The 24,183-nt window shown below is 31.3% G+C and carries 49 protein-coding genes; 1 reads left to right on the top strand and 48 read right to left on the bottom strand.

Features of this window, described 5'->3' with window-relative positions:
- Positions 1-154 precede the first annotated feature (154 nt).
- The 31 genes from P4V41_RS07560 to P4V41_RS07410 all read right to left on the bottom strand — a co-directional run bounded on the left by P4V41_RS07560 (position 155) and on the right by P4V41_RS07410 (position 10,886).
- The gene (locus tag P4V41_RS07560; protein WP_328084256.1) at positions 155-337 is read right to left on the bottom strand and encodes a hypothetical protein; all 183 of its coding nucleotides are present in this window, start codon (positions 335-337) and stop codon (positions 155-157) included.
- Between the two features lie 244 nt (positions 338-581).
- A complete protein-coding gene (locus tag P4V41_RS07555; RefSeq protein WP_328084255.1) occupies positions 582-869 on the bottom strand; it encodes a hypothetical protein in 288 nt (95 codons plus the stop codon).
- 103 nt (positions 870-972) lie between these two features.
- Positions 973-1,146 (bottom strand): hypothetical protein, encoded by a 174-nt coding sequence (locus P4V41_RS07550; RefSeq protein WP_328084254.1) that lies wholly within the window; start codon positions 1,144-1,146, stop codon positions 973-975.
- A 542-nt stretch (positions 1,147-1,688) separates the two neighbouring features.
- On the bottom strand, positions 1,689-1,847 hold the full coding sequence (locus P4V41_RS07545; protein WP_328084253.1) for a hypothetical protein: 159 nt from the start codon (positions 1,845-1,847) through the stop codon (positions 1,689-1,691).
- A 27-nt stretch (positions 1,848-1,874) separates the two neighbouring features.
- Positions 1,875-2,249, bottom strand: coding sequence for a hypothetical protein (locus P4V41_RS07540; RefSeq protein WP_328084252.1), 375 nt, complete (start codon positions 2,247-2,249; stop codon positions 1,875-1,877).
- A gap of 1 nt (position 2,250) precedes the next feature.
- The gene (locus P4V41_RS07535; protein ID WP_328084251.1) at positions 2,251-2,382 is read right to left on the bottom strand and encodes a hypothetical protein; all 132 of its coding nucleotides are present in this window, start codon (positions 2,380-2,382) and stop codon (positions 2,251-2,253) included.
- A gap of 31 nt (positions 2,383-2,413) precedes the next feature.
- On the bottom strand, positions 2,414-2,590 hold the full coding sequence (locus tag P4V41_RS07530; RefSeq protein WP_328084250.1) for a hypothetical protein: 177 nt from the start codon (positions 2,588-2,590) through the stop codon (positions 2,414-2,416).
- 163 nt (positions 2,591-2,753) lie between these two features.
- On the bottom strand, positions 2,754-2,972 hold the full coding sequence (locus P4V41_RS07525) for a hypothetical protein (RefSeq protein WP_328084249.1): 219 nt from the start codon (positions 2,970-2,972) through the stop codon (positions 2,754-2,756).
- 337 nt (positions 2,973-3,309) lie between these two features.
- Complete coding sequence (locus tag P4V41_RS07520) at positions 3,310-3,444, bottom strand: hypothetical protein (protein WP_328084248.1); 135 nt, start codon at positions 3,442-3,444, stop codon at positions 3,310-3,312.
- Between the two features lie 45 nt (positions 3,445-3,489).
- Positions 3,490-4,743 (bottom strand): AimR family lysis-lysogeny pheromone receptor, encoded by a 1,254-nt coding sequence (locus P4V41_RS07515; RefSeq protein ID WP_328084247.1) that lies wholly within the window; start codon positions 4,741-4,743, stop codon positions 3,490-3,492.
- Between the two features lie 302 nt (positions 4,744-5,045).
- On the bottom strand, positions 5,046-5,228 hold the full coding sequence (locus P4V41_RS07510) for a hypothetical protein (protein ID WP_328084246.1): 183 nt from the start codon (positions 5,226-5,228) through the stop codon (positions 5,046-5,048).
- A gap of 16 nt (positions 5,229-5,244) precedes the next feature.
- Positions 5,245-5,457: a hypothetical protein gene (locus P4V41_RS07505; protein WP_328084245.1), complete on the bottom strand. Its 213-nt coding sequence runs from the start codon at positions 5,455-5,457 to the stop codon at positions 5,245-5,247.
- Positions 5,458-5,476: 19 nt separating this feature from the next.
- Positions 5,477-5,797, bottom strand: a complete 321-nt coding sequence (locus tag P4V41_RS07500; protein WP_328084244.1) for a hypothetical protein — start codon at positions 5,795-5,797, stop codon at positions 5,477-5,479.
- Positions 5,798-6,012: 215 nt separating this feature from the next.
- The gene (locus tag P4V41_RS07495; protein ID WP_328084243.1) at positions 6,013-6,234 is read right to left on the bottom strand and encodes a hypothetical protein; all 222 of its coding nucleotides are present in this window, start codon (positions 6,232-6,234) and stop codon (positions 6,013-6,015) included.
- Positions 6,234-6,398, bottom strand: a complete 165-nt coding sequence (locus tag P4V41_RS07490; protein ID WP_328084242.1) for a hypothetical protein — start codon at positions 6,396-6,398, stop codon at positions 6,234-6,236. The genes P4V41_RS07495 and P4V41_RS07490 overlap by 1 nt, the downstream gene beginning before the upstream one ends.
- A 70-nt stretch (positions 6,399-6,468) precedes the next feature.
- Positions 6,469-6,678 (bottom strand): hypothetical protein, encoded by a 210-nt coding sequence (locus P4V41_RS07485; protein WP_328084241.1) that lies wholly within the window; start codon positions 6,676-6,678, stop codon positions 6,469-6,471.
- A 42-nt stretch (positions 6,679-6,720) separates the two neighbouring features.
- On the bottom strand, positions 6,721-6,978 hold the full coding sequence (locus tag P4V41_RS07480; protein WP_328084240.1) for a hypothetical protein: 258 nt from the start codon (positions 6,976-6,978) through the stop codon (positions 6,721-6,723).
- A gap of 30 nt (positions 6,979-7,008) precedes the next feature.
- Positions 7,009-7,314 (bottom strand): hypothetical protein, encoded by a 306-nt coding sequence (locus P4V41_RS07475; protein ID WP_328084239.1) that lies wholly within the window; start codon positions 7,312-7,314, stop codon positions 7,009-7,011.
- 44 nt (positions 7,315-7,358) lie between these two features.
- Positions 7,359-7,514 (bottom strand): hypothetical protein, encoded by a 156-nt coding sequence (locus P4V41_RS07470; RefSeq protein WP_328084238.1) that lies wholly within the window; start codon positions 7,512-7,514, stop codon positions 7,359-7,361.
- A gap of 80 nt (positions 7,515-7,594) precedes the next feature.
- Positions 7,595-8,143: a YpiB family protein gene (locus tag P4V41_RS07465; RefSeq protein WP_328084237.1), complete on the bottom strand. Its 549-nt coding sequence runs from the start codon at positions 8,141-8,143 to the stop codon at positions 7,595-7,597.
- A 43-nt stretch (positions 8,144-8,186) separates the two neighbouring features.
- Positions 8,187-8,351, bottom strand: a complete 165-nt coding sequence (locus P4V41_RS07460; protein WP_328084236.1) for a hypothetical protein — start codon at positions 8,349-8,351, stop codon at positions 8,187-8,189.
- A gap of 41 nt (positions 8,352-8,392) precedes the next feature.
- Positions 8,393-8,734, bottom strand: a complete 342-nt coding sequence (locus tag P4V41_RS07455) for a hypothetical protein (RefSeq protein WP_328084235.1) — start codon at positions 8,732-8,734, stop codon at positions 8,393-8,395.
- Positions 8,735-8,773: 39 nt separating this feature from the next.
- The gene (locus tag P4V41_RS07450) at positions 8,774-9,007 is read right to left on the bottom strand and encodes a hypothetical protein (protein ID WP_328084234.1); all 234 of its coding nucleotides are present in this window, start codon (positions 9,005-9,007) and stop codon (positions 8,774-8,776) included.
- Position 9,008: 1 nt separating this feature from the next.
- Positions 9,009-9,164: a hypothetical protein gene (locus P4V41_RS07445; RefSeq protein ID WP_328084233.1), complete on the bottom strand. Its 156-nt coding sequence runs from the start codon at positions 9,162-9,164 to the stop codon at positions 9,009-9,011.
- Positions 9,154-9,306, bottom strand: a complete 153-nt coding sequence (locus P4V41_RS07440; protein WP_328084232.1) for a hypothetical protein — start codon at positions 9,304-9,306, stop codon at positions 9,154-9,156. The genes P4V41_RS07445 and P4V41_RS07440 overlap by 11 nt, the downstream gene beginning before the upstream one ends.
- A gap of 158 nt (positions 9,307-9,464) precedes the next feature.
- Positions 9,465-9,695 carry a hypothetical protein gene (locus P4V41_RS07435; RefSeq protein ID WP_328084231.1) on the bottom strand — a complete coding sequence of 77 codons (231 nt, stop codon included), beginning with the start codon at positions 9,693-9,695 and terminating at the stop codon, positions 9,465-9,467.
- Positions 9,685-9,858, bottom strand: coding sequence for a hypothetical protein (locus tag P4V41_RS07430; protein WP_328084230.1), 174 nt, complete (start codon positions 9,856-9,858; stop codon positions 9,685-9,687). Before P4V41_RS07430 ends, P4V41_RS07435 begins: the two co-directional genes overlap by 11 nt.
- Positions 9,859-9,870: 12 nt before the next feature.
- Positions 9,871-10,017, bottom strand: coding sequence for a hypothetical protein (locus P4V41_RS07425; RefSeq protein WP_328084229.1), 147 nt, complete (start codon positions 10,015-10,017; stop codon positions 9,871-9,873).
- Positions 10,018-10,038: 21 nt separating this feature from the next.
- Positions 10,039-10,203, bottom strand: coding sequence for a hypothetical protein (locus P4V41_RS07420; protein ID WP_328084228.1), 165 nt, complete (start codon positions 10,201-10,203; stop codon positions 10,039-10,041).
- Positions 10,204-10,310: 107 nt separating this feature from the next.
- Complete coding sequence (locus P4V41_RS07415; protein WP_328084227.1) at positions 10,311-10,526, bottom strand: hypothetical protein; 216 nt, start codon at positions 10,524-10,526, stop codon at positions 10,311-10,313.
- A 150-nt stretch (positions 10,527-10,676) separates the two neighbouring features.
- Positions 10,677-10,886 (bottom strand): helix-turn-helix transcriptional regulator, encoded by a 210-nt coding sequence (locus tag P4V41_RS07410; RefSeq protein WP_328084226.1) that lies wholly within the window; start codon positions 10,884-10,886, stop codon positions 10,677-10,679.
- Positions 10,887-11,018: 132 nt separating this feature from the next.
- On the opposite strand from P4V41_RS07410, the gene P4V41_RS07405 reads away from it, so the two are divergent.
- Entirely contained in the window at positions 11,019-11,291 is a 273-nt protein-coding gene (locus P4V41_RS07405) for a hypothetical protein (RefSeq protein WP_328084225.1), read from the top strand.
- Positions 11,292-11,326: 35 nt separating this feature from the next.
- Here the strand turns inward: P4V41_RS07405 and P4V41_RS07400 are convergent, their stop codons facing one another.
- From P4V41_RS07400 to P4V41_RS07320, 17 genes are all read right to left on the bottom strand, one after another.
- Positions 11,327-11,566, bottom strand: coding sequence for a hypothetical protein (locus P4V41_RS07400; RefSeq protein ID WP_328084224.1), 240 nt, complete (start codon positions 11,564-11,566; stop codon positions 11,327-11,329).
- Between the two features lie 156 nt (positions 11,567-11,722).
- Complete coding sequence (locus P4V41_RS07395; RefSeq protein WP_328084223.1) at positions 11,723-11,947, bottom strand: AbrB/MazE/SpoVT family DNA-binding domain-containing protein; 225 nt, start codon at positions 11,945-11,947, stop codon at positions 11,723-11,725.
- Positions 11,948-12,051: 104 nt separating this feature from the next.
- Entirely contained in the window at positions 12,052-12,786 is a 735-nt protein-coding gene (locus P4V41_RS07390) for a hypothetical protein (protein WP_328084222.1), read from the bottom strand.
- Positions 12,787-13,088: 302 nt separating this feature from the next.
- Positions 13,089-13,589, bottom strand: coding sequence for an Ltp family lipoprotein (locus tag P4V41_RS07385; protein ID WP_328084221.1), 501 nt, complete (start codon positions 13,587-13,589; stop codon positions 13,089-13,091).
- 85 nt (positions 13,590-13,674) lie between these two features.
- Positions 13,675-13,866 (bottom strand): hypothetical protein, encoded by a 192-nt coding sequence (locus P4V41_RS07380; protein ID WP_328084220.1) that lies wholly within the window; start codon positions 13,864-13,866, stop codon positions 13,675-13,677.
- Between the two features lie 400 nt (positions 13,867-14,266).
- Complete coding sequence (locus P4V41_RS07375) at positions 14,267-14,848, bottom strand: HNH endonuclease signature motif containing protein (protein WP_328084219.1); 582 nt, start codon at positions 14,846-14,848, stop codon at positions 14,267-14,269.
- 31 nt (positions 14,849-14,879) lie between these two features.
- Entirely contained in the window at positions 14,880-15,092 is a 213-nt protein-coding gene (locus P4V41_RS07370; protein WP_328084218.1) for a hypothetical protein, read from the bottom strand.
- 441 nt (positions 15,093-15,533) lie between these two features.
- Positions 15,534-15,989 (bottom strand): SprT-like domain-containing protein, encoded by a 456-nt coding sequence (locus tag P4V41_RS07365; protein ID WP_328084217.1) that lies wholly within the window; start codon positions 15,987-15,989, stop codon positions 15,534-15,536.
- On the bottom strand, positions 15,986-16,114 hold the full coding sequence (locus P4V41_RS07360) for a hypothetical protein (protein WP_328084216.1): 129 nt from the start codon (positions 16,112-16,114) through the stop codon (positions 15,986-15,988). The genes P4V41_RS07365 and P4V41_RS07360 overlap by 4 nt, the downstream gene beginning before the upstream one ends.
- 182 nt (positions 16,115-16,296) lie before the next feature.
- Positions 16,297-16,443, bottom strand: coding sequence for a hypothetical protein (locus tag P4V41_RS07355; protein WP_328084215.1), 147 nt, complete (start codon positions 16,441-16,443; stop codon positions 16,297-16,299).
- A gap of 147 nt (positions 16,444-16,590) precedes the next feature.
- Positions 16,591-17,040: a hypothetical protein gene (locus P4V41_RS07350; RefSeq protein WP_328084214.1), complete on the bottom strand. Its 450-nt coding sequence runs from the start codon at positions 17,038-17,040 to the stop codon at positions 16,591-16,593.
- A gap of 113 nt (positions 17,041-17,153) precedes the next feature.
- Positions 17,154-17,432, bottom strand: coding sequence for a hypothetical protein (locus P4V41_RS07345; protein ID WP_328084213.1), 279 nt, complete (start codon positions 17,430-17,432; stop codon positions 17,154-17,156).
- A 259-nt stretch (positions 17,433-17,691) separates the two neighbouring features.
- Positions 17,692-17,877 carry a hypothetical protein gene (locus P4V41_RS07340; RefSeq protein ID WP_328084212.1) on the bottom strand — a complete coding sequence of 62 codons (186 nt, stop codon included), beginning with the start codon at positions 17,875-17,877 and terminating at the stop codon, positions 17,692-17,694.
- An 8-nt stretch (positions 17,878-17,885) separates the two neighbouring features.
- Positions 17,886-18,239, bottom strand: a complete 354-nt coding sequence (locus tag P4V41_RS07335; RefSeq protein WP_328084211.1) for a hypothetical protein — start codon at positions 18,237-18,239, stop codon at positions 17,886-17,888.
- Between the two features lie 419 nt (positions 18,240-18,658).
- The gene (locus tag P4V41_RS07330) at positions 18,659-19,882 is read right to left on the bottom strand and encodes a hypothetical protein (protein ID WP_328084210.1); all 1,224 of its coding nucleotides are present in this window, start codon (positions 19,880-19,882) and stop codon (positions 18,659-18,661) included.
- A 1,207-nt stretch (positions 19,883-21,089) separates the two neighbouring features.
- A complete protein-coding gene (locus P4V41_RS07325) occupies positions 21,090-21,974 on the bottom strand; it encodes a hypothetical protein (RefSeq protein ID WP_328084209.1) in 885 nt (294 codons plus the stop codon).
- On the bottom strand, positions 21,967-24,156 hold the full coding sequence (locus P4V41_RS07320) for an AAA family ATPase (RefSeq protein WP_328084208.1): 2,190 nt from the start codon (positions 24,154-24,156) through the stop codon (positions 21,967-21,969). Before P4V41_RS07320 ends, P4V41_RS07325 begins: the two co-directional genes overlap by 8 nt.
- Positions 24,157-24,183 lie beyond the last annotated feature (27 nt).

The raw sequence follows: 24,183 nt of genomic DNA, 5'->3' as shown, positions 1-24,183 counted from the left end.
AGACATCCATTATTACTGACCCTGTAAAACCTCTTTCCAAAATGTATATAAACAAACCAAAATCCGTAGTCAGTAAACCATTTTAATTTGAACATCTTTGTTGTAAAAACTAAGAAATAAACACCGTTTTCATGGGATTTTATAAATTTGAAATTCATTTACTTTTTTCCTGATTAATCACATTTTTATCTTGCAAGTACTCTATTCTTTGAAGCAATTGTTCAAAGTTATACTTAAGCATTTCAGACACATCGTTTTGCAGTGGCAGCAGAAAACTGTCTACCCTTCTACGAAATAACTTAATTTCTTGTTTTGTCATCGGTTTTTTAATATCCATTTTAATTCTCCGAATCTGTTATTTTTAATACATAATCCTGAAGCTCATCCAAGCTAATCACTCTACAATGTTCCCTAGAATACCACTCTCCATTGTCATAGAAAACAGATTCCTTTCCATTAATCTCTGTCTAGTATTGTTTTAATTGTATTAACATAAGTCATTAGTTCTTTATTCATAAAAATCTCCTATTCTAATCATGAGGGGCTATCATGATTTTAATTATTACTTAATTTATGTAGTATTACTTTCTGTCGTCAAAAAAGCTGGGTCTTGTAAACTCGTAGTAGTATCCACTTGTTACATTTTTGTTTTCTACTACTTTCATTGTGTATTCGATGTTCAGCTCTCTTAAAGTCCTGATCACCTTTAGAATTTCATTCATATGATATGCTGTCATAATCGCATATCCTTCTTGTAGCAAATAAGGCACAACTAGCTGAGCCGAATTTTGAGGATTTTTCGCCAACCATTTCACCTTAGAATATGGCTTTTTAAATTGCTCAGTAAATTCTTTTTGTTTTATTAACACATCAATACACTCCAATTCAAATTTTAGTTTATTTTGTTTATGATAGCCCCATGATAATTAGAATTATTATGAGCATCACTCCTTTCATGATAAAAAGATTCTTTTAATCAATAATTCCAATAATTGTTTTTTCTAATTTTGCACATAGTATTTTAATGTCTGTTGTAATTTCCATAATGTGTTGACCTTCTCGTTTAATTGCTCGTTCAATTATTTCATCAAGTAGCTGATTCCTTTTATCCTGTATCTGAATCATCTTAATTAATTCATTCTCCAATTCTTTTTTCCCCTTCCTGTTATAGTCATTTTCGATAAAAGCAACCTTTTACTTTGAAATTATTTTCCTTTTAAAAGACTTTATGCAATCTTCTAACTTCAAACCAAGTCCTTTTTTGTATAATCTATATAGGTAATAAATTTTAAATAATAACTATTACAATATTACGCAACAAATGGATTATTGAATAAAACGAAACTAATATGACAAGTGCCCCTTTAGTCTTTGCATCTAACCCTTTAAATTTTGCCATTCTTATTCCTATAATAATAAGTGCAGCAAATAATATTATAAAAAATGATGGCAAAACCAGCTCTACTATCAAATTTAATCACCTCATTTCAATTAAAACTTTCATCAGCTTTGCAAAACTAAAATTATCATGTTATTATATGTTTAAATTATTAAGCTAATTGGCAGTCTAAAGCAGTTACAGAAGTAATCCACCCTCAGTCGCCAAACTAGCAGGGTGCAGTGGATTAGGGAATTAACAATTCTCCTAATCCTTATTTTATTCATCCTATAACTTCCCGTTCCTTTTCTCAGATCCAGTACTCTTCTACAAATGCCTTACATACCCTAATTCCTTTACTACCTTCATAATCAGTAGTTATTTCTAAAAATTTCTTATCTGCATCCATAGATGTAGAATAATTAAATATGTACGACTTTCCTAAGTGTTCGATTACTACTAACCACATATAATCACCTCCCATTTAAGTCTTTGTTTAATGCAATACCATATATGCTTCTTCTTTGAAGTTAGTCTCATATCTTGAATTCGTTTCAACTAACTCATTAACGTTTTTGATAGTTTTAGGTAATTTAGATCTAACATGATTAATTTCCAAAGACTTAATCATGGTATGTAATCTTAAAAGTTCACTCTTTATTACTCTTCTCTGTTGAAGTAAAAGCTGTAAGTCTTTGGCTATGTAGTAGCCTTCTACTGCATTAAACGCTGGTCGTTGTTCTAAATCGTGATAGAAAACATTAACTTGTTTGTCAATAGCAGATAATTTTTTACCCAGTTCCTTATGTTTACCTTTAATATCTCTAACCAATTGCTCAAGTTGATTAATATATTTAGTCGCATAACACATATTAATTCTCCTCTACTCTAATTTTAGTTTCCTCACAATGATCTTCTTCTCTAATCGAATCATTCCTTAAATCAATTCCATTTGGTAACTGTGTAAAGAAATTCTGATACATATTAATACTTTCGTTATCCATCTAATCACTCCTCTGATATAATAAATTACAATTAAATAATTTGCTTTCTTCTAATCTGAGTAGCTACCCTTGCTCTCGGATTAAGTGATGCTCTGTAAGTATCAATGCTTTCAATTTTAGAATACTCTTTACCAGAATAGAAACTTTTGTACATCTTTTCATATCTTCTCTTTGTAAAGTCATCTGTAATCATTCTTCCAACGTTCATTTTGGATACCCTCCAGTGATATTATGTTTAAGAGTAAGTTATGTAATATCTCTCTGTTTTTAATCTTACCCTTATACTACCACCAGTAAACACCAATTGCAATACTTTTTGACTAGTTTTACATAATTTATTTTAAATGACAAAGAAAGCTAGGTATTTAAACCTAACTTCCTACTGCAACGCTGTATTCTAGTTCTTCTGATGTATTTAAGAAAGGATCATTTTGAAGCTCTGTAGATGTCTCACATGACTCACAGTAAGCTGTTGCTGTAGGCTGCCAGCAATACATACAAACGTGAACAGTGTCTTTCTCAGCATGTTTAACCTCTAATACTACCTCAAGTTCTTTCATTTCACTTGTCAACACTTGTACGTTTTTCATATTCATCCAAACCCCTTTATGATAGTTTATTATATCCCCACTTGCTCCCCGGCAAAGTTGTTTTCGTTGTCAAAAGTTCCGATTTTTAATTTTTGTGATTTCTGGAATTAAGTCTTAAAAATACTAAAGGACACTACCCTCTATTGAAAAGGCAATGTCCAGTGCTTATAGTTTTATTAGTTGTTTATAATTGTGTAATTTATTATAGATACTTCAATCTCAATACCAATGGATAGTTTTTATTTGGGAAAAAACAATATCAGAAAGGAGATTGAAGTATCCTTATGTAGTTCTAGGTGTTTTTGTTAAATAATTTACTCTTGTAAAGCCGTTGTAATTAACGACCTCCGCCACCGCCTGGATCTGAAACGATACCATAAGACTTAATTGGCTCTAACTCTGCCGCTGATGCAGATCCTGCTCCAAATGCCATTACTGCTGCTAAAACTAAAGTTACTAGTGCTTTTTTCATGTGTTCTCACCTCCTTTCAAAGCTTACAGTTAAATAATACCATACTTATACTGCCATTACATCTAATATATGGTTCTCAATACCTAGTTTTTTTAGTTCTATAAGCGTGATAGTTTTGTAATACTTTTCATTTGTTTTATTAAAAGATTTTATAGATGTCCAGAAGTGCTCAATATTGTTTGTTGCAAGACCTTTTAAGAAAAAGTGAAAACCTTTATTGTGATCAGTTAATTTCTCAAGATCCATATTCTCAAGAATTCTTAAGCCTTCTGGATTATTCTTTCTAATTAAACTAAAAGCGTACTCATGTATATCTGATATTGCTGAGCTATTGCTATCAATGTATAAACTCGTTTTATTATAGTAGTTCTGTAAAAAGTTAATACTTCTCTTTGTATCAGTAATTCTGAATTCACATTCTGAATCGTAAGCATACTTTAAAGCTTTACATAGTAGTTCATATGATTTGTCATAACTCTCAAACATGTAAGAGTTGCCAAGCATAAGATTGTATTTAGCTTTATCAAGGTCAAATTGGAAACGATCAATATTTTCGTAGTTTTTTCTTATCTTAGTGATATCGTTAGTATGCAGTGCGATCCCCATGCTGATTAAACTAAGCTTGCAATATAACACATCTCTCATAAATTCATCGGTTACTTTAAGTAGTGTTACATTTACGCTCTTTTTAAAGCCTTCAATTGCACTTATGTTTTTTACATCATAGTAGCAATACATTTTTTCAATACCTTTAAAGACTTTCATTTCATCTGATTTAGGATGTACTTCATCTAATAAAAATTCAATAGTAGCAGGTAAAATTGAATTTCCTTCGAAAATTTCATTAACCTCATACTCTTCACCAGTCACTTCTTTAAGGGTTGTTAGAACTTGAAGTTTGTCATCTTCGTTCAATGCTGTGTATGTGCTTAAATGATTGATATAATATAGCTTTGCCCATTCTTTACTTTCAACATTGGTACACTTTAACATTTTATGAATTAATGACATTTTAGTTTCAGTCATATTGTTCATATTTGTGTATTCAAGACAATATCTTGCTGTTCTTTTTTTAGGATCTAGAGTAGATATGTAGCTGTCCATCATTGAAACTTCCTTACTTTCAAACACTGCTCTAACTATAGAAAGTAGAACTTTGAAACTTTCCATTTCTTTATCAGGGTTCTTATAAAACTTGTAAAGTGGTGTAGCATTCGCAAGTCCAGCATTCACACAAATCTTAAGAGCCAGTCCTTTATCTTGAGAACAAATTTCCTTTAATTTAGCTTTTAATGACATTTTCCAAGCAACCCCTTTGCACATTTTCATAACCTTATTTAACTTTGTGCTGTGACTGTAGATCGGGTATGGTTAACTAAAGTTTAGTACTTCCTTACTAGTCCATTTTACACACTTTAATGTTATTGTGGTATTGGGAAACATGTAAACATATTACTGTTTAATCTACCTTTTAGTTTCGTTTATTTCCTGTTTCAGTTAAAGTGCTTTAGATCATTTATTTCCTTCACTTCCTATATATGTATCTTATCATGCAGGTTGTATGCTTGTCAAACATTTTTAAATAATTTATTTACAATTTCTTAATTTAATTTGTATGCATCACTTTCATGAATATGTGTAGAGTAGATTAATAAATCCTCATCAATAGTAAAGTACACTTTGTGATCTTTGTACTGGTTTTTAATCTTCTTCATCAATCTAGACTTTTCTTTAATGTTGACAGGGTTAAAGAACTCGCTGCCAGCGATTGCTAATTTTGACATGATGTTACCTCCTTTATTAATTTGATAGATATTTCTCAAACTCCGTCTTTGTCATACCAGTGATTGCCTTGTATGCTTCATCCATTGTTACTGTATCGGAATACAGGCGGGTTCCGTTAAATTTCGTTACAACCAATTTCCCTTTTTCTCTATAATCAAACAATCTATTAACAACATATTCTATATTGCTTCCGAGTAAAAATTCCACATACTCATACTTATTATCCAATTTCAACATACCTCCTTTGTTAATGCTCTAATGAAATATCAAAGTATTCTTTCAGTTTATCTACAGTTAAAATTACTTCTCCATTTTCTGCTGTCATTGTCAAATCATTAAAAGCCATTTGTTTATCAATCATTCTGTCATTTACAGCACTAATGATTACACTTGCTCTAGTGTGAGGTTTAGAGAAACCTGCGAGTTCATCGTATACTTTAGGTACTTCTTTCAACAAAACTCTATAATCAGCAAGTTCTTTCTTAATTTGTTCAACATTTAGAGTGCCGTCCTCGTTTTCAACAATAGCTTTCCAAAATTCTTGGTAAACTTTTTCGTGGTTTTTCATTTATATCCTCCTTTTCATTCAAGTATATTTGGTCAAAATAGGAACAGGCGTGTCAAACTGCCACATTGATATACATTCGCATTGCTTGCATTTATACGTTACTAAATTATAATCGCTTACAAAACATTTATTCCCGATTAATTCATAGTTACAATTTGGACAATAACAGAATGTAGTTTGTTTCTTCTTTTTTCTATTTAAGAATTTTTTTAATATCATATACTTTCACCTGATTTAGATTTTATCTCGTTATAGCGTTTTGTAGTTTCATTTTTAAATAATTCACTTGTAAGTCCGAGTTGTTCAACAATAGTGTCACTGTATACCTCCACCATATCTAACATTATGCCAACTACATTGCTTTTAGATTGAGCAGCTAACATCCTTGCTCTGGCAACCATTTCAATTAAATGGTCACACTCTTCCTGTTTTGTCATTAATATACCTCCTCGTTACTTTCGCTTTTTTCGTTTATCGCAAGTGCCAATAATGCAGTGGATTTAGCTTTTAATAGTTCGACTCTGTGGCTATTGCCGAGATTTTTTCTTATATCTTTATTTATTTCCTCTATATGTTCAATCATTATTTCTTCTAACTTCATTTTTCCCACTCTCCTCTTCCTTCTCTTTTTATTTTTAACTCAAGTAAATTTCGTACTTTAAACAGAAATCTTAATCTTTAATTGTCATGTTAATAACCGTTTTAAAATCCTCAAGCATGTTCTTCATATTGTGATAATGACTTGGCTCAGCAGTTAAGACATAATTAATTGCTTCTTCTAGCTTCCATACCTTTTCAGCTTGCTCGATTAACCATAGCATATCAGGATCATTGTGTTTTTCTGCGTGACTTCTTAATAAAAACAGTTGAGTTTCTGTCATTTTTCTATTTCTCCTCTCGATAAAACAATTCATTTATTCAGACTACATATCCATACAATCACAAGTAAGTAACTGACCTTTGCATTTAGGACATCGTTCAATGTCACAGCCTGGGTGATGATAACCGCCTTTTTTGACTCCGCAATCCGGACAGTTTTCATGTTTATCAGCCATGTCTGACCATACGCCTGTTTCATTTCCATACTTTACAGGAAGATAATCTACTCCATTACAAGGGATAGGAACAGGTATACATGTAACTACTTCTGACATTTCTTTGTGACAGTGAGAGCATTCCATATTGTTTCCTCCTAAGTAAATCAAATTCTTTTAAAAATAACCGCTGTTTAGTATTTTAACACTTTCACTTTGCATGTGTTGTAGTCTTTCAAAATACAACTTTACTATATTTTCATCTCTTGTAAGTACGGTAAGTGGTTCATTAAAATGGTTATATAGTCTTCGTAGTTCATCGGGATTTCTTTCTCCGTGATCATAGTAGGCGATATAAAAATTTTTGATGCCGTTTATTACAATTGGTGCAAGTTTATCCCACTCTTGTTCTTCAGGGCTCCTATTCGCTTCTTCAATTTTCGCTTTTACAATTCCTTTAAATAGTGATTCGAAAAATCCCATTTGTATCACCTCAAAGTTTATTTTTTATACCTTTATTATCCATTTCATTGTTGCCCTGTGTCAATCTCCATTTGTTCAATTTTCTTAAGTAAAAACTTCTTACACAATGCTCCAGAGATCATGAAGACTGACAATATTGAGAAGATAATGCTAAATAGGTAGAAAGCATATTGACCAAAACTTAACGTTTCATTTTCCATTGTTTCTTAACTCCTTTACTATTGTGTAATTTGTTTATCTACTCTGAGTATAATTGAATAAGTTGTTCTTGTCTAGTGTTTTAGAAAGATTTTACAAGTTTATTTTCTGTATGTAATAGCTGGTCTGTTAGCTTCATAAATAGTGCCTTATCGCCTGTTTCTAAGGCATTATCAATCTCTTTCTGTAACTGCATAATATTAAATGTTTCAAATGATTGATCTAGAATTAACTGTGCAGCAACTTCAAAGCCTGTAAATTTAGGAGTGCTGTATGCTTCACAAATATCTCCCCATTCCATGCTCTGTGCCTTGTCTCTATAGATTAGTTTAACAAATACATGTTCTTCTGGATTACGTCTAATGTTGTGGAAAGTCTTTTCAGGCTCACCCAATATATTACCGTTCAAGTTAAATTCAAAATGCCCAGGCTTATGAGAGCAATTAGTGTGAAGTATAATACGTTTTTTATGAGTATCCTCAAATACATCTACAAAATGAACTTTTTCAAGTTGCTCGTTAGTTGAGCTAAGATAGTTAAGTAACCATGTGTGCTCTTTTTGAGCCAATTGATAAGTGTTAAGAAGCCATTTAACAAACTCCTTTTTCATTTCAGTTGTGATCACATGCATTTTAATCATCTCCTTATTTTTTTAATAGAATAAAGTAAGTGTTTTATACAGTAATTTCTTTAGCGTTTCTCTCTAACCATTCAATAGTATTTTTTACTTTTTGATCAAATTTTTCATACTCATCAGACCAGTCATGGAAACTGTCCCTTGTTTTAATTAATTTAAGCAGTTCCTTAACATGTTGTAGTTTTACATATTTCTCTTCCATTGCATATCAATTCCCTTCTAACTTTCAATAATATACTTCATTTATTCAGTTTCAATTTTCATTTCTTTTGCTAAATGATGAATTCGTGACGATCTGATTGAGTGCCATGAAAGATGTCTACCTTTAGTATCTATTCCGCTAACATCTAAAAGTTGCTTAAACATTTTAAACACTTCTGCTTTAGTCAATGTAAAATTCTTTGTTGTGATATCCTTCCAGTAAACCTTGTCAATGTTATTTAAAACTTGCACAAGTCTTAAAGCATTCGTGTAGGTTACTTGAATCAAATCGGAAAACTCTTCACCTTTGCTCATGGTTTTCGCATTTTCAATCAATGTGTAAATTTCTTCTTTTGTTAGGATATGGTCTGTTTTCTGTTCCATTTCTCAACCTCCTTTTTAAAACTGTAAGAAACAACTGTTTTATTCAGTTTTTAAGTCATTTTCTATTCTAAATGCTTTAACAATTAACAAATACTTTTCTTGTTTTTCACTTGGTTCCGTGAATGTAGTCTCAAAACGGTAACCCTCAATTAATAAGCCATACTCCTGTATACGATATTCAATATCATCCTTTAACTCTTCTAACGCTTTAGTTAAATCAAATAGATACGGATGATTTTTAAAATATTTATGTGAAAATAATTCTTTGTACATTTCACATATGTCCTAAAGCATTCTTTAGTTTTTCTTCTCTTTTCAAGCGTTCATACTCGCACAACACCTTACGAACTTTTATAGCGAATTTCTCATCATCTAACCTTCTCATTTCCTGCAATTCTTCAACTACCTTATTAGCATCCTTACGCTCCAATAGTATCACCTTCACCTTTACAAACAGGGCAAGTGTAAGTTAAAATGCCAACTCCATTGTCGTACTCTAATTCTCCATGTCCGCCACACTTCTCGCACTCTTCAGCTTTTTTGACTAATTTATAAGTCACCATTACTTTCATTTTTTTATTCCTCCATTCTTTTAATTAATGTTTTACAATCTGTACAAACAAAAAATCTATTCGTAAACCATAAAAACTTTAGAGTTTCATACCAGCCATTATCATGTCTGCAAGATTTTTTATTCGTTGTTGTATAAGTTACTTTCATTATATTTCCCCTAACGGTATATTGGCTTATCACACTTTATACAAATAACATCCTTTACGTATCCCTCTTTTCCCTCAAGAGTTTTTACTTGTCTCTTTGGTGAAGGGCATTTACAAACTGGATCATATACATATGTTTCATATGGATGAAATTCTATTATAGTTCCATCTTCAAAATAAAGGTCATTATCTTTTACTTTTGTTACTTTTTTCCCTAGTAGATGTTTTAGTTCACTCTCCATTTAAATCCTCTTCGATGCTTTTTTCATTCAATGATTCCAGAAACTTGTTTCTTTCCTGTAGTCTTTTTATTTCATTTTCCAAAGCTACTACATGCTGTACTGCTAAACCATTACAATTTTCAAATATTCCTTTGATATGTAATTCCATTTGTTCGTTTGTCATATTTCCACCCTCTCATTTCCAATTATAATATATTTGGAAGTCTTTACTTTCTAAATCCTTAACTACTTTTATTGCTACAGTTGCTGCTTGCTCATAATCAAATTCAAAAGTTTCCATAAGTGTATTTATAATTACCGTTAATGAATTTCCCGTTTTCATCTTTTCACTCCTATTCTTTTTTCAGACCAAACTAACTGTTCTAACATATTCTTTGTGAAGTACCTGAATGTGATCTTTATTAGTTAGCCAATCTTTCATATAGCTGTAGCTAACTTCTTTTTCATTGAAGATACCATTTTTCAAATCGACCCATCTGACTAAATATTCATCAATTTTTGTTGGCATTGTATTTCCTCCTTTGAATAGTCACAACTTTTATTTTCTTCTATTATCTCTGTTTTTCTTCGTTTTTCATTTGTTATATCTGTTTAAAATTCCTCTTTTGTTCAGTTTTAATTATACCACTTGTTCCACTGTAGATATTTATATTCTTCAGTGATCCACTCTCTATCCCTGTTCTTAAAAAGATAATTAACTTTCTTATCCCTTTTATCATTAGTGTTGATGTAAATCTTTTCATCATCTTCTACGTACTTCAACTCTCCAAAATCACAATGTAATTCTAAGGTAGGTAACTGCTCTAATACATCCGTTTTTAAAGCTCTCATTTTTACTTCCTCCTTTTAATTTGTTTTCCTTTTCATACTATGTAAGTTATCCTTGCTGTGTTCTTATTATGAGTATAATTGAATAATTCATTTAAGTCAACTACTTTGATGAAAGTTTTTCCAATTATTTTTAGAAACTAAACCAGATGATTACTCACCTGGTTTCATCTGTACTACTTCTTCAATGTTGCAGCTTAGATAATCGCATAACTGAGCAATTACACTCATAGCTACAAATTGATTGTTTACCATTTTAGAAATAGTAGAAGATGACATTCCAAGATCCTTCCTCAAGTCATTCTTCTTCTTATCCTTCATTGCCATTGTAACCCACAATGGCTTGTAATCAGGTTTATACATACTTTTATCTCCTTTCAAAATAGGCATGGGTATGAGTCTAAAGGTTGTCACAGTGACCAAGAAAGCGAATAGAATACACTAAGAAGTCGAACAAAACGACTACTATTACAATATGAAAAGGAATGATACATTATGACAATGGAAATGAATAAAGAGATGAAAAGCTACTATATAAATGTACTTACAACTAAGACTGAGGAAAGATATAAGTTAATGTTACTTATAGAAGATAGAACGGACTTCAATACATTCATGCAAATATACAAGGAAAACAGATTCATAATGGAAAAGAGTATTGCTGCAATGATTAAACTAAAACATGATCAATACTTCAATACCTACACGAAACTAATGTATGCAATAGAACTCAATAAAGGTGAAGCTATTAAGCTGGTATTCATGTAAAGGGTAAAGAAAGGAGCTATCCAAAACAGATAGCTCTAAACAGTTTGTAATAATTCAGAAAGGATGTAGGAATTAATCTGGTCGCATTCAGAAGTTGTGAGGGATATATCCTGACAGACATTTCCATGTAATACAAAGTAACTTCTACTTGTTTCAGTAGTTCGGCAAAACTTTGTATATACTTCTCTGAATCTCATACCCTCTAGATAGATGTTAAATGTTAAATGAATATAATCACCAGATTCATGTAGTTCCTCGATGTTTAAAATATTCACTTTAATTCCTCCCAAGTTTTGTTTAATTTGTTTTCTTATGATTACAGGATATGTAGTAGGCACTTGTCTTGTTACAAAGTTACAATTAATTCTGTAAAAAGTTGTGATTATATAATATTGAGACATATAAAAAGACTCCACATTAAATGTAGAGTCTCATTTCTTTTCGTTTTCTTGTAGGTATTCATCCAGGATCTGAATCACCTTGTTTTTTAATTCATCTGTAGGTTCATCTGTAGTTTTAGTGATTACAATCTTATCTTCTTTATAAGAGATATACACTATATCTCCCTCTTCTAATTCCATCTGTTTTATTATCTTTGATGGAATATGAACTCCTAAAGAATTCCCTATTTTTCTAATTTTTCTCTCTACCTCCATATTAGTTTCTCTCCTTTGACATGTATAGAAATAGGTGAAGGACTATGCCTCCACCTTATCATACTTCTTTACTATTTATTTGTATACATGCCTAGAGTTGGGAATTATTCTGCTGCTGGAGTTGAGTCAACTACTTCTGTTAGAGTAGTGTCTACTTTTTCAACGTTAATTGGTTCTGCTCCATCAGTTTTAGATTTAGCTGCATCTACTGCTTCACCGTGTGCATTAACTTCAGCGTTAGCTTTATCAACTTCAGCTTCAAGTTGTTTTACTACACCATCTGCTTGTTGTGCTTTGTTAAGTGCATCTTGAGCAATTTGATAATGTCTTTGAATTTCTGCATTAGCTTTAGTTAAGTCTTCATTAGCTTTTGCAAGCTCTGCAACTTTAGCATCTAGTTGAGCAGATTTATCAGCTAATTGAAGTTTAGTAGCTTCATGATCAGCATTAGACTTTGTAAGGTCACTTGTTAACTTCTGAATATCTGCATTTAACCCAGTAATCGTGTTATTTAAATCTACAATTTCACCTTCAAGTTGAGATTTCTTACCTTCTAAGTCTGAAATAGCTTTCTTTTGATCAGCAATAGCTTGATTCTTAGAAGCGATCTTCGAGTTGGCATCTGCAATTTTTGAATTAGCATCAGCTTTTAAATTATCAATCTTTGATACTAGTGCATTTTCATTTGCTTCATATTGAACAATCTTGTTAGCTGTTTGACCAACATAGCTTGAAGCGTTGCTAAGTATCTCTGTTCCTCCGAATGTTAAACCAAGTCCTCCTAAAGTTACGCTACCTGCTAAAAGTCCTACAAAAATCTTTGAAGTGAATACTGGCATTACAAATCCCAACCTTTCGTTTTTGGTTTATTTTTCCTACACTTCGTATACTACACCCAAATGTTATTACTTGTAAATACTTTTGAGAAACTTTTTATAAAACTTTTTTCCTGGGTATAAATACGTATACGTTCTTTACAAAGAACAACTTACCTCATAATATTACAATTAGTGGTAAATATTTGTCAATAACTAAATTCTATGTACTATTAAATGAACTTATCACAACTAAATAAAGAGACTAAAGTAATAGTCTCTTTATGATTGTACGTATTATATTGTATATACAATAGTTTAAGTTCTTAGAGTCCAACTTGATCTACTCCATAAGTAGCTTCTGCATCTGTAAATCCTTCAAATTTTAGTTGGTCAATCAGGCTTTGTCTAGAAAAACCACCCATATCCATGTAAGCTTCAGCTTTAATCTTAGCTTGCTCATTCCAATCCACATCAATATTTTCTACAGCAAATGCAGAATCTTCTTTGGAGAACTTTTCAAATTCTAATTGTTTGATAAGACCTGTTTTAGAGAAACCTCCCATATCAATATACGCCTCCGCTTTTTGCACAGCACTTGCTTGTGAGACTGACATTTCAGGTTTAGCAGGTTCTTGTTCTACTGCTTCCTCTTCTTTTGGCTCCTCTTTAAGTTCTTCTTTCTTTGCTGGTTCTGGTTTAGTTGCTGTTTCTGTAGACTCTGTATTATTAGTTGTAGGTTGTGTTTCCTCATCTCCACCTGTAAACATATTAATAATTACTAATACAACAAAGATAATGCCCAACCATTTAAAGAACTTCTTCACAATAAATCTCTCCCTTAATTAGTTATAGGTTTATATATAAACAGGATAGAGTTGTCTTATAACCCCATCCTGTTACTTCTAATACTTAAGCCCACTCTACAACTTCATATTCATCAGCAAAGATCGGTACAACGTTGTCATTTACTTCAATTCCTAAATTGCCTTCATCTTCATACTGGTAAGTATCAAATACTTTATAAACCTCACCAATCATATGCTCAATTGAATCCTCTAAAACTCCACTGTTATTTGTTACACGAATGAATAATGGCTTCATTGTGATCAGTCTCCTTTTATTTGAGTTTTAGACTATCCTCTAGGCAAAGCAGGGTTTGTAGTCGGAGTCTACTTTGCCCTAAAACAAATCGCAAATGAAGAGGTTGAAGATAGAGTGTAGTGTGCACTCCCTAGAAGATAGTCATTATTAAATAATTTACTGTCTATATAGCTTTAAATCTTTGCTGCAATAGTACTAATACATCTACAGTCAATCTTACTTCTTTCCATGATTGATTTTATGCTTGAATGTTGGATAATACTTGACAAGGAATTCGTTGATGTTATCACCTTTGACTGTTCCTGAGTCTATTTCATTGATAAATATTTTGTAAGTTTGCATTTTTTGTAAACATTCCTTTCAAGTGATCAAGAAGTTATTGTCGAATCAAATGTGGATTTTATACAGAGTCGATAAAGTTCATTAACCATTTTATAATTTTGTTATATCTTCGTTTACTGTATTGCGATTTATCTTCTGTATACCAGTCGTGGAAATCGAATTCCCATTTCTGACTATTGCAGTTCTTACATGAAGGAACACAGTTAGTGATGTCATTGGCTCCAGTATGTTCTACGTGCTCTTTATGTAACTGCTGTCCAATCGTGTTATAATGCTCTTCTTCAGTCATTCCACAATACGCACATTTGTAGTTAAAGAATTCTAAACATTCGATCCATTCTTCCTCTGTTATTTCATGTGTTTTGTTCATTCTTCTTAATTTGCCATATTCGGATAACTTATCTTTATTTTGTTGTCTCCAAGTTTTCTCTTTGCCTTCTGCTCTTCGTTTTGCATTATTCTCGCTTTTAATCTTTTTACGTCTATCAGATGAATCACATTTTCTAAAATATGCTCTTCTACGTTCAGGGTCAATTGATTGCTGCCATGCAGTAGATTTTATTGTTGCACATTTCTTACAATATGGATGGAATCCGTCTACCTTGTTTGATTTGGTTTGATAAAAATTATCAGCTATCATTAATATCCATTCGTCACAATGACTGCATAATTTATATTCTTGATCCCCAATAACTAACTTTATGATTGTTTTCATATGGTGTTTTTATCTTTCCTAATGCTTTATGCAACTTTCCTTTATTCTGTTCTTTTAGCTTTTCAAAATGTAAAGCATCTCCATGCATATTAAAGTATACATAATGTGTTGAACAAAAACCTTTCCAATATTGCGATTCATTACAATTATCAATTGTGCATTTATTCAATTAACCATCTCCTTCGTTTATCTATTACCATTATATGCTACAACTTACCAAAATACAACTATTTTTGTGTAATTTATTTTAATTTTTTTACAAATTTATATATGCCTGTTTATCAGGTATGATTTTATTTATGTTCTTTTTCCTTTTCTAAAGCCATTACATCTAATCCAATAATTAGTATACAGGCTGATCCCCAACTTATAGTGTATAGAAATGTAAATTCACCTTCGATGCGATGTATAATACTAATGTGACCATGAGAATACAACAAAACCGCCCAATCCAAAACATTCTGTATTTGGCTCTTGCTTTTAATAACCAGTTTAAAGCTTTTATGTTTATGATGGTATTCATAGAGTATCACACCTTTCTTTTGTTTAAGATACCCTTTATTATGGCTATTTAAACCTTCGATAAAACTCGTCTTTAATTCAGACTTGTCTAAGCCAATTGTTTTCTAGTTCCCTGGTAGATCAAGCGGTAATTACATTTGGTGCATACACTAGGACTTATTATTGCAAACTGAATGTGTTCTCTACATTTACACTTATATACTCTTACATTCCTCTCAACATAATAGTCGATATCTTGTGTATTAGGTGCAGCGTCGTGTAATTGTAATTCTTTTTCAAATTCTTTATCCCAATCTTTAAAAGGTCTTCCCAACATATACATTGCATAGTGGATACATTCATGTTTGATTACAGAGATAATGTCTTTGTATTTACCGTTTTCAATAAACTTCTTGTTAAATTCAATGCGTGAAGGTGTGAGTGTATCACTTATATGTATGAAGACTCCTAGTGTAGTAATTAAACTTCCATTAAAACCTCTAAAAAACTGCTGATAGTGATATTTCCCTTTTAATCTTACTTCTTTACGTTCAATGCCTTTCAACGTTCTTTTTCTTGAAGCTGATAAACTGGCTTTTTATGAACATAGTGACTAAATTCACCGAATGCATACGCCGTATAAACTTGTAATCCTTGAGCTTTAAAGTTTGATTTTTTGTAAGTCCACATTTTAATTTTCTCCTTTGGCTGAGTGATCAGCATTTATTTTTCTTCTTAAGTAAATTATACAATATAGATTATATGATTACAAGAAAAACTTACTAGTTTTGCGTATTTTATTTATAATGTTTTCGACAAATTAGTGTAAAATGCTGCATTTACAGACTAGAGAAACCGCCAGTTAAGACGGTTTAGTTTGTTGCCATACAATCATTTTCACTTTGATCAGCGTACTCAATCTTAAAGCCATTGCCTCTTAAAAATGCAATTCTAGAGTAGTACCCTTCCAGATTATCAAACTTTTCAAGCTGCCCATTTACAGTAAGATGAAATGTCATTTTTAATTTCTCCTTTTGCCTCGTTAGGCTTCAATTTGTTTTCCTATTACTATTATATTCCATTATGGAAAGAAATACAATTACAAATTGTTACAATTGAATATGTTATTTATATTAAAAGAAGAGGAAAGCCTCCTTTATAGAGGCTTATCTTTGTAGTTGCTCTACTTCTTTTAAGTGTTTTTCAAGATCCTTTTTCATTCCTGGAATGTATAGTTTATCAAATTTGTTCCATTCTTCTAAAGGCTTTTTTTCAACTTCTTCAATAGTTGTTTTTAAGTAAATGATTTTTTCATTTAGTTCATTTATTCTATCATTATTTAATTCTTTTGTTTTTTCGTTTTGGATAGTTTTATTAATGATTGTGATTGATCCAGCTTTATTTACTGGGCTTATATAGATGTTAATATTGTATTTATCAGTTTCTCCAACATAATTAAGGCTAGATGTTTGATTTGCTCTGAAGTGACTAGATTTTTTTAGGTTACATACATTTGTGAAAAAGTTGACTTGTTTTGCAGTAATCCATTTTTGAAATTTTTCAGTTGTTTCAAGTGACTTGAAAGTGTTTTCTAAGTATTCGTTAGGAGTTTTCATTTTTACAACCTCCGTTATTTGTTTTCTTAATTATATTATATGCCATAACAAGAAAAAACACAACTATAAATTGATATAATTGTGTAATTTATACTTATAAAGTTTTCGACAAATTATTTACTTTCAACTTCCACAATGTCACCGACATTATCAAATGTTACTACAATCTTTTCTAATTCTTTATAGCTGGAATTGAAGTAAGTTTGATCAAGATATAGGTTATCTTTAGGATTGTTAGAAGTTGCATAGATTTCTTTTGATTCAGGTTTGATAAGCTGAATTGTGTAGGTTTGTTTTGTTGTGTTAGGTTGCTGAGTAGGTTGCGCTTGTAACTGCTCATGAGTGATAAGAAGAGTTAAAACAGTGAATACAGAAAGAATATAGGTTTTCATTGTGTTTGCTCCTTTAGTTGTGTTTTTAGTTTGTTTATTTCCATGATAAACTTTATAGCTGATACTGGACTTTTAAAGGTTGCTACAATGTTAAATTGTGAATCGTATATTTTTATTTGTGATCCTGTTTCAAGTGATAATGAAAGAGTAGGAAGGTAAAGAGTATTGTTTTCTAGGTTGCAGGTTATAGAATGTGAGCGAAGTTCGTTTGTTAGGTTGATTAGGTTGTTTGTGTGATTCATTTTGGGTAACTCCTTTTTTATGTATTCATTAATTTTATACACTTCTTACAAGTTACATTATTTACTGTTGGTAATGTGTAATCGTTTATAATTCCTAAGTAATTCGCTTCGCTGCAAAGCACTTTTGCATTTTGTGTCGTTTGATCATAAACGGCAGCATGTAAAAGTTTACTGCCGTGTTTGTTTACTAATACTTTAATCATTGTGTATTTTATTCTCCTTTGATTAATCTTTTAATTTCTTCAGTGCTCCATTTAGGAAGTTGTAAAAATGATTCTCTTTTGATAAGTCTTCCTACTCCCCAAGGTTTGCCGTTTTTATTTGTACAATATTCTATTGATCCATCATTGTGAAAAATTAAAAATCTTTCTTTACCGTCTGCACATAATACATTTTTGTAAGTTCTATTTTCAATGACTAAATCAGTTTTTACTTCTTCCATGTTTGAAGCTGGGATTGTTACTTGTGTATCATTTTCAATGATTACCTTTGCAAATTTTTCGTTTTGGTTGATTACCTTTGTAATTTCTTTTCCTGCAAATTTACCAGCTTTTACTTTTAACATTTTGTTGATCTCCTTTAGTGAAGATTTTATTTTGTTTCCTTACTTAAGATTATACAATATTATATGATACATTACAAGTATTGTTGCGTATTTTGTTTTGAAATGAGGAAAAAAGTTTTCGACAAAAGGAGACAAGGAAGATAAATAAAAAATTAGACCACATTTCCCCTATAGAGAAAAACGTAAGTCTGAACTTGTGAAGACTTACAGAATGTTGCAGCACTATCGCAACATTCATATGTTTTAAATTTAAAAAAAAAGGACATATTCACCTACTAATAGTAAATGGATATGTCTATAATTGAATATATTATTTATATGTTTCCTTTAAGGGTTAACTTTCAAAAAGCCAATAATATCAATGTTTTTTTAGCATTTTTAGAAGGTTTTAGAACATTTGATATTCTAACTTAAATTATTTATAATTTATCGTCTAACCAGTCAATTAATAATTTTCTCATACGTTTGGAAGGTATGTATAAATTTATTTCTTTGCCGTCTCTTATTGCTGATCTCCATATCCATTGAACAAGTTCAGATAAAGCATACTTGTTTTGGTTTAATTCTATACCCTTCTCATTAAAGAATCCTGATATTATTGGATTAATGAAACGGTTAATAGTATAAGCTAAATTTTTCTTATCTTTATAAACGTTTGTTGCACGTGCAGTACATGACACAAACCCTTTAGTATATCCTTGACCTTTTAACTTATCCTTTTGTTTCTTAAATGTAGTCCACATAGCTTCCTCACTAGATGACTTCACCTTATTCTTAAAGTAGTTACCTATATTATTTTTAAGCTTACCTTTTGTGTGAGTGCTTTTCTTTTCATACCATGAACTAGATAGAGAAAAGTCTTCATCGCCTATATTATTTAAGTTACCTTCATATATATTTATTTTTTCTTTTATGGATTGTTTAATGTGTTTGGTGTTAGCTTCATTATTAGTAATTATGTATTTACCTTCTACTTGTTCAGCTATGTATTTCTCATACTTTAAATCGTGCAGATCATAATAATACTTTTGTAATTGTGAATCAAATAGGTATGTAAGTATATAAACTTCTTTAAATGCTTTGAATACTTCAACTGGAAACGTCCATATAAGAATAGTTTCTCTGAAGTATATTAGATTATTGTTTAGAGCCATGTCTCTAATATCATCATATCTAGTTTCAAAGTCTTTCTTATTCTCATTCCATTTGATAAAGCCGTCTTCTAAGTATATTAATTCTTGATTAAATAATAACTCTAAGTCGTTCTTATTTATCTTTAATTGTTCTACAACGTCCATTACTTCATCTAAGATTAATGTATAGTCACCTGCATGTATAAGGCTTTTCGTTTCGTCTGTTGCTCGTTTAAATAATGCATGAGTAGATACTATATCTTTGTTGTTTGCTAATAGTTTATGTAATGAATCTAGTTTAGTATTTAGTTTACCTTCAGACATATGTATTTTAGGATCGTGAAACCTCCTTATATCCTTGTCTATACTATCCTTAATACGTTCAACTTCAGGAAGAAACGGTGTAATAAATACAAAGTTCTTATCGCTTGGAGCTTCTTTCATTAGATTGATAGCTGCTGAAGTCTTTCCAGATCCCATAATAGAATCAACTACTTTTATAATTGTCATACGTGTATATTATTCCTCCTTTTGATATTTGCATAATTTGTACATAAGATTCCAGGAAATGAGAAGATAGGTTAGAAGTGGAAAAGTATGTACATATATAATATAACATGGAATGAGTGTAGGTGTAAAGTGGAAATAGGATAATTGAATAAATTATTTTGATTGTGTTTGCTTATGGAGAATAGGAAGAGTGATAAGGAAAAGTTATGGGTAAGATGATTGTTGAATAAGTTGTGTATATGTTAGTAAGTTTGTGGATAAGTATAATATAAGTAAACTATTATATGAATGATTAAGCATATAAGCAAATGGTTATATATCACACTGCTGACTAAAGTTATGTTATATAACGATTTGCTTATATACTAACCATAAATAAATAAAAAAGGATCATGAGCCTGGACAAATTTATAATATGTTGGATAGTTGAGTAAAGCTGAGTAAATCAAGTTAGAATAGCTGCAAATATCTCACTTACAAAAGATTAGTATATTAGAATGGATATTCTGTTTACCTTTTGATACCAATATAGGGGGCGTATTTTACATTTATAGACCCTTTTATAGGAACAAATGTTCGGATAGCACATCTACTTTTACACCGTACTCATTTCTCAGACGACTCGCATTTTACCCATTTTCACCCTAAATTGAATCGTAAATCTATCGTTCCCCACGATAACAATCCCCATTTTTACTGTACTTTTGCAATCCTGAAATTACCCACTTTTCCTCCAAATTAACTAAAAACACCTCTCACCCTTACTCTCTCAACGGTTTAACGATAACATCACATCATTTCCTCCCATTCTGCCCTATCAAACATCCCATAATCCCTTATTCTATCTACATTTATCCTCTCTCACCTATCCATTTTCTATCGTACTCACGACTCACATATTTTCCCCTTACGATACACATACGATAACTGGTAAACTACTCATCTCATATTCAACTCTCCATCCTGATCTAACCATAGGGGATACATTCACACCAAATAAAAATAGAGCAGCATATAAGCTGCCCTATCCTAAAATTGATATCCAAATAACTCACCTCAACCTTATCTACATTTCAGAAAATCAAAAAGGTTAAAAATTGACACTACATATAATATAGATTAATAATAAACTTGAATTGTTGTAAATTTTATTATTATATTTATTATTAATTATTTATATTAAGTCTAGTGTCAAAATGTAACCTTTTTAAAATTCCCATTGTTCTTCCTGCATTTTCTGATATTCATCCAACTTTAATACTTGAGCTTTTACATAACTCATTGGCTTATCACTAAACAACTCCCAGTCATTCACATGGTATGTATTAGATTTCCTTTCTCCTTTATCCAATCCAAGTACAAAGTTTTGTACATCACAGGTTATCATTCTATATTTCTTCAATCTATCCAAATACCTGCACAATGTTTTATGACTCAATCCCGTACATCTTTCCAGTTCAGTTAGAGATACATCATATCCTGTTTCAAATATCTGATACTTACTTTTCATGTAACAGTATAAATAGAATCCAATACATCCTAACTGATCATTCTCCATGCACTCAATAAATACTTCAAATGGAACACAGTGTGTATTATCTACTTCATAAAATGTACCATCCTCTATTCCTTCCTCTTCACTTTCCTTACTTCTCCATATACCTTTAATTGGAACCTTAATCTTATAATTCTTACCTTTCTTACTTTGAAGCATTTTCTTTGCATCTGTATCTAAATCACTGAGCAACACAAACTCCAAACCATCTTCGTATTCCCATGCTACAGGGTAATCAGTTGTAGTCATGGTATATCCTAATTCATCGAGTACACCATTCTTCTTGATAATGTAATTGATCACTTTATTGTCAGGATGATAACCTAACAATTCCTTTATCATCTTCGTATCAATTTCAATCTGACCGTACTTGCAATATCTATATAACCAACTCGTTAAATAGTAAAAAGAATATGCAAAGGCAACATGACTGCTACCTTTGACATGTAATCCTTCCAGGTCATTAAATATCTCATTTGGAATGTATATCTTAGTTTCTTTTTCATTGTAGCTTAATTTATTTATAATCTCATTCAACCGATACCTCCCCCTCACTCATTAACATATCCTTTAGGAATGTTCTTCTCTGTTTATTCGCAAACTTTTTCAATGCAAAGTTTAATGTATCTGCCTGACTCAATATAATCAATCTGTCTGTTGGTCTTGTGAATGCAGTGTAAACTAAGTTAGCATTAAGCTGGAACTTTTGTGACTTATCAGCAATAGCAATAATTATTTTGTTGGCGGAACCCTGCATTTTATGCTTTGTTAAACACCATGCATGTAACAGTTGGTCTAGTTTCTTAAAGGGTATCGGTACTTTATCAAATCCAAAATCAATTATTAATTCTTCTTCCTTTAAATCAACCTTCTCAATCTTTCCAATATCCCCATTTACAATGTCCACTGCTCTGTCATAAATATTAGGAATCTTGTAGGAGTTCTTTGTATTGATAACTAGATCTCCTTCTCTGAATATCGTCTTATTGAATCCGTATTCCTTTTCTTGTTTCTTTCCATCACTAGGATTAACAATCTCCTGTATAGATTTATTTATTTCAACTGTACCTAATGAACTTTTCTTTGTAGGGGTTACAATCGTAATATCTTCAGGATCATACTCCTTCAACATTTCCTTATAGAAATACTTGTATCCACCTTCCATCTTATCTTGAGTGACTGCTGCTAATGTACAATTGTTTCCGTATTCCTTTAATCCATAGAAACTGTTCTCAACAAACTTTTCCCCTAATCGTGTCTTAGTTGCAACATCTAAGATTCCACCTTCTTTTTGACGGAATACAATATCTAACTTTGCAGTTGGAATGACTCCACTATGCATCATATCATGTAAAAGGTTTCCTTCTGACACACTCGCAATTTGAGCTTCATCACCTATGAATAACAATCTTAGGTTTTCATTCGTGCATTTACGTAATAACTTTGCACACAATTGAGCATCAGTCATTGAATGTTCATCTACAATAACAAATTCTTCTTCAATTAACTTTTGTGCTTCTTGTTCTTTCTTCTCACCTAATCCGATTGCTCTGTGGATTGTTTCAACTGGACGCTGCGTGTAATTAGAAAGAATCTTAGCAGCTTTGCCAGTAGGTGAAAGAAGTTTATAAGTAATCCCTAGTTGATCTAACAGATCAATAAGTAACGCTGTAATCTGACTTTTGCCTACACCTGCGTACCCAACCAATAAAGCAACATTATTGTGTTTTACAATTTCAAACAATGATTTTTGTTGGTCGGTTAATTGAATACTATGTTTCTTTTGTTGTTCTTCAATAAACTTTTCCACATCAATATTCAAGGTTGTGGATTGTTTTAGTAATTCCTTCAATCGGTTACTTATGTATTGTTCAGCTCGGTAATTTTTCTTTAAAGCAATCTTATCATCCAGCACAATTACAGTATTCGTATCTTTTACTTGCTCATTGATTAAGTTGATATCTACACCTAACAATTCATATACAGCATCCACCAACTTATCAATCTTACAATATGTATGCCCACCGTTTCCTTCTTCTTGAATCATATATTCAATTGCAGATAGAATACGGAATTCATCAGTAGAAGGTGTACCCATTGATAAAGCAATAGCATCTGCTTTCTTGAATCCAATTCCACTGACTTCAGTTATTGAAAACGGATTGTCTTTCATCTTCTTAATTAATAAACTCGCTGACTTAAAATGTTTTACAAGTTTGATAATTAGGTTGTTCGTTACTCCGTATTGCGATAAAAATTCAAATGCTTGTTGGAACTCCAAGTTCTCAATAATCTTATCCTTTATCTTTTCGTAAGTCTTAAGTCCAACGCCTTTTACTCTATCAATGTCAAACTTATCATCTTTGATTAACTGGATAATATCTTGATCAGGGTACGTTTTATATATCTCCTCAACCTGTTTCTCAGTTAATACACACAGAAGGTAATCACGCTGCTTACTTGCATCTGTTGGAATATCCTCAAAGATTGATTCAATTTCATAATATGTACCATACTTCTTATCTTCTCTTTCAATTAAACTAGCATTGTACTCATTACCAATCTCAAGCTTCACCGTATTCCCTTTGATTGAGAAGTTTCCATACTTATTAATTTTGATTCCTGCTCTGTCTTTTGTTTCACATGCGTATATGCCATAACTTGAACTGTCACTGTAATACATTTCTCTTGTCGGGGTTATTTTTGCTTCAATACTCATTCTACATCTCCTTTATTGTTTAATTTA

It is taken from the genome of Fictibacillus nanhaiensis (assembly GCF_036213205.1).
Lineage (GTDB): Bacteria > Bacillota > Bacilli > Bacillales > Fictibacillaceae > Fictibacillus > Fictibacillus nanhaiensis_E.
This window is presented reverse-complemented; position numbering and strand designations above follow the sequence as displayed.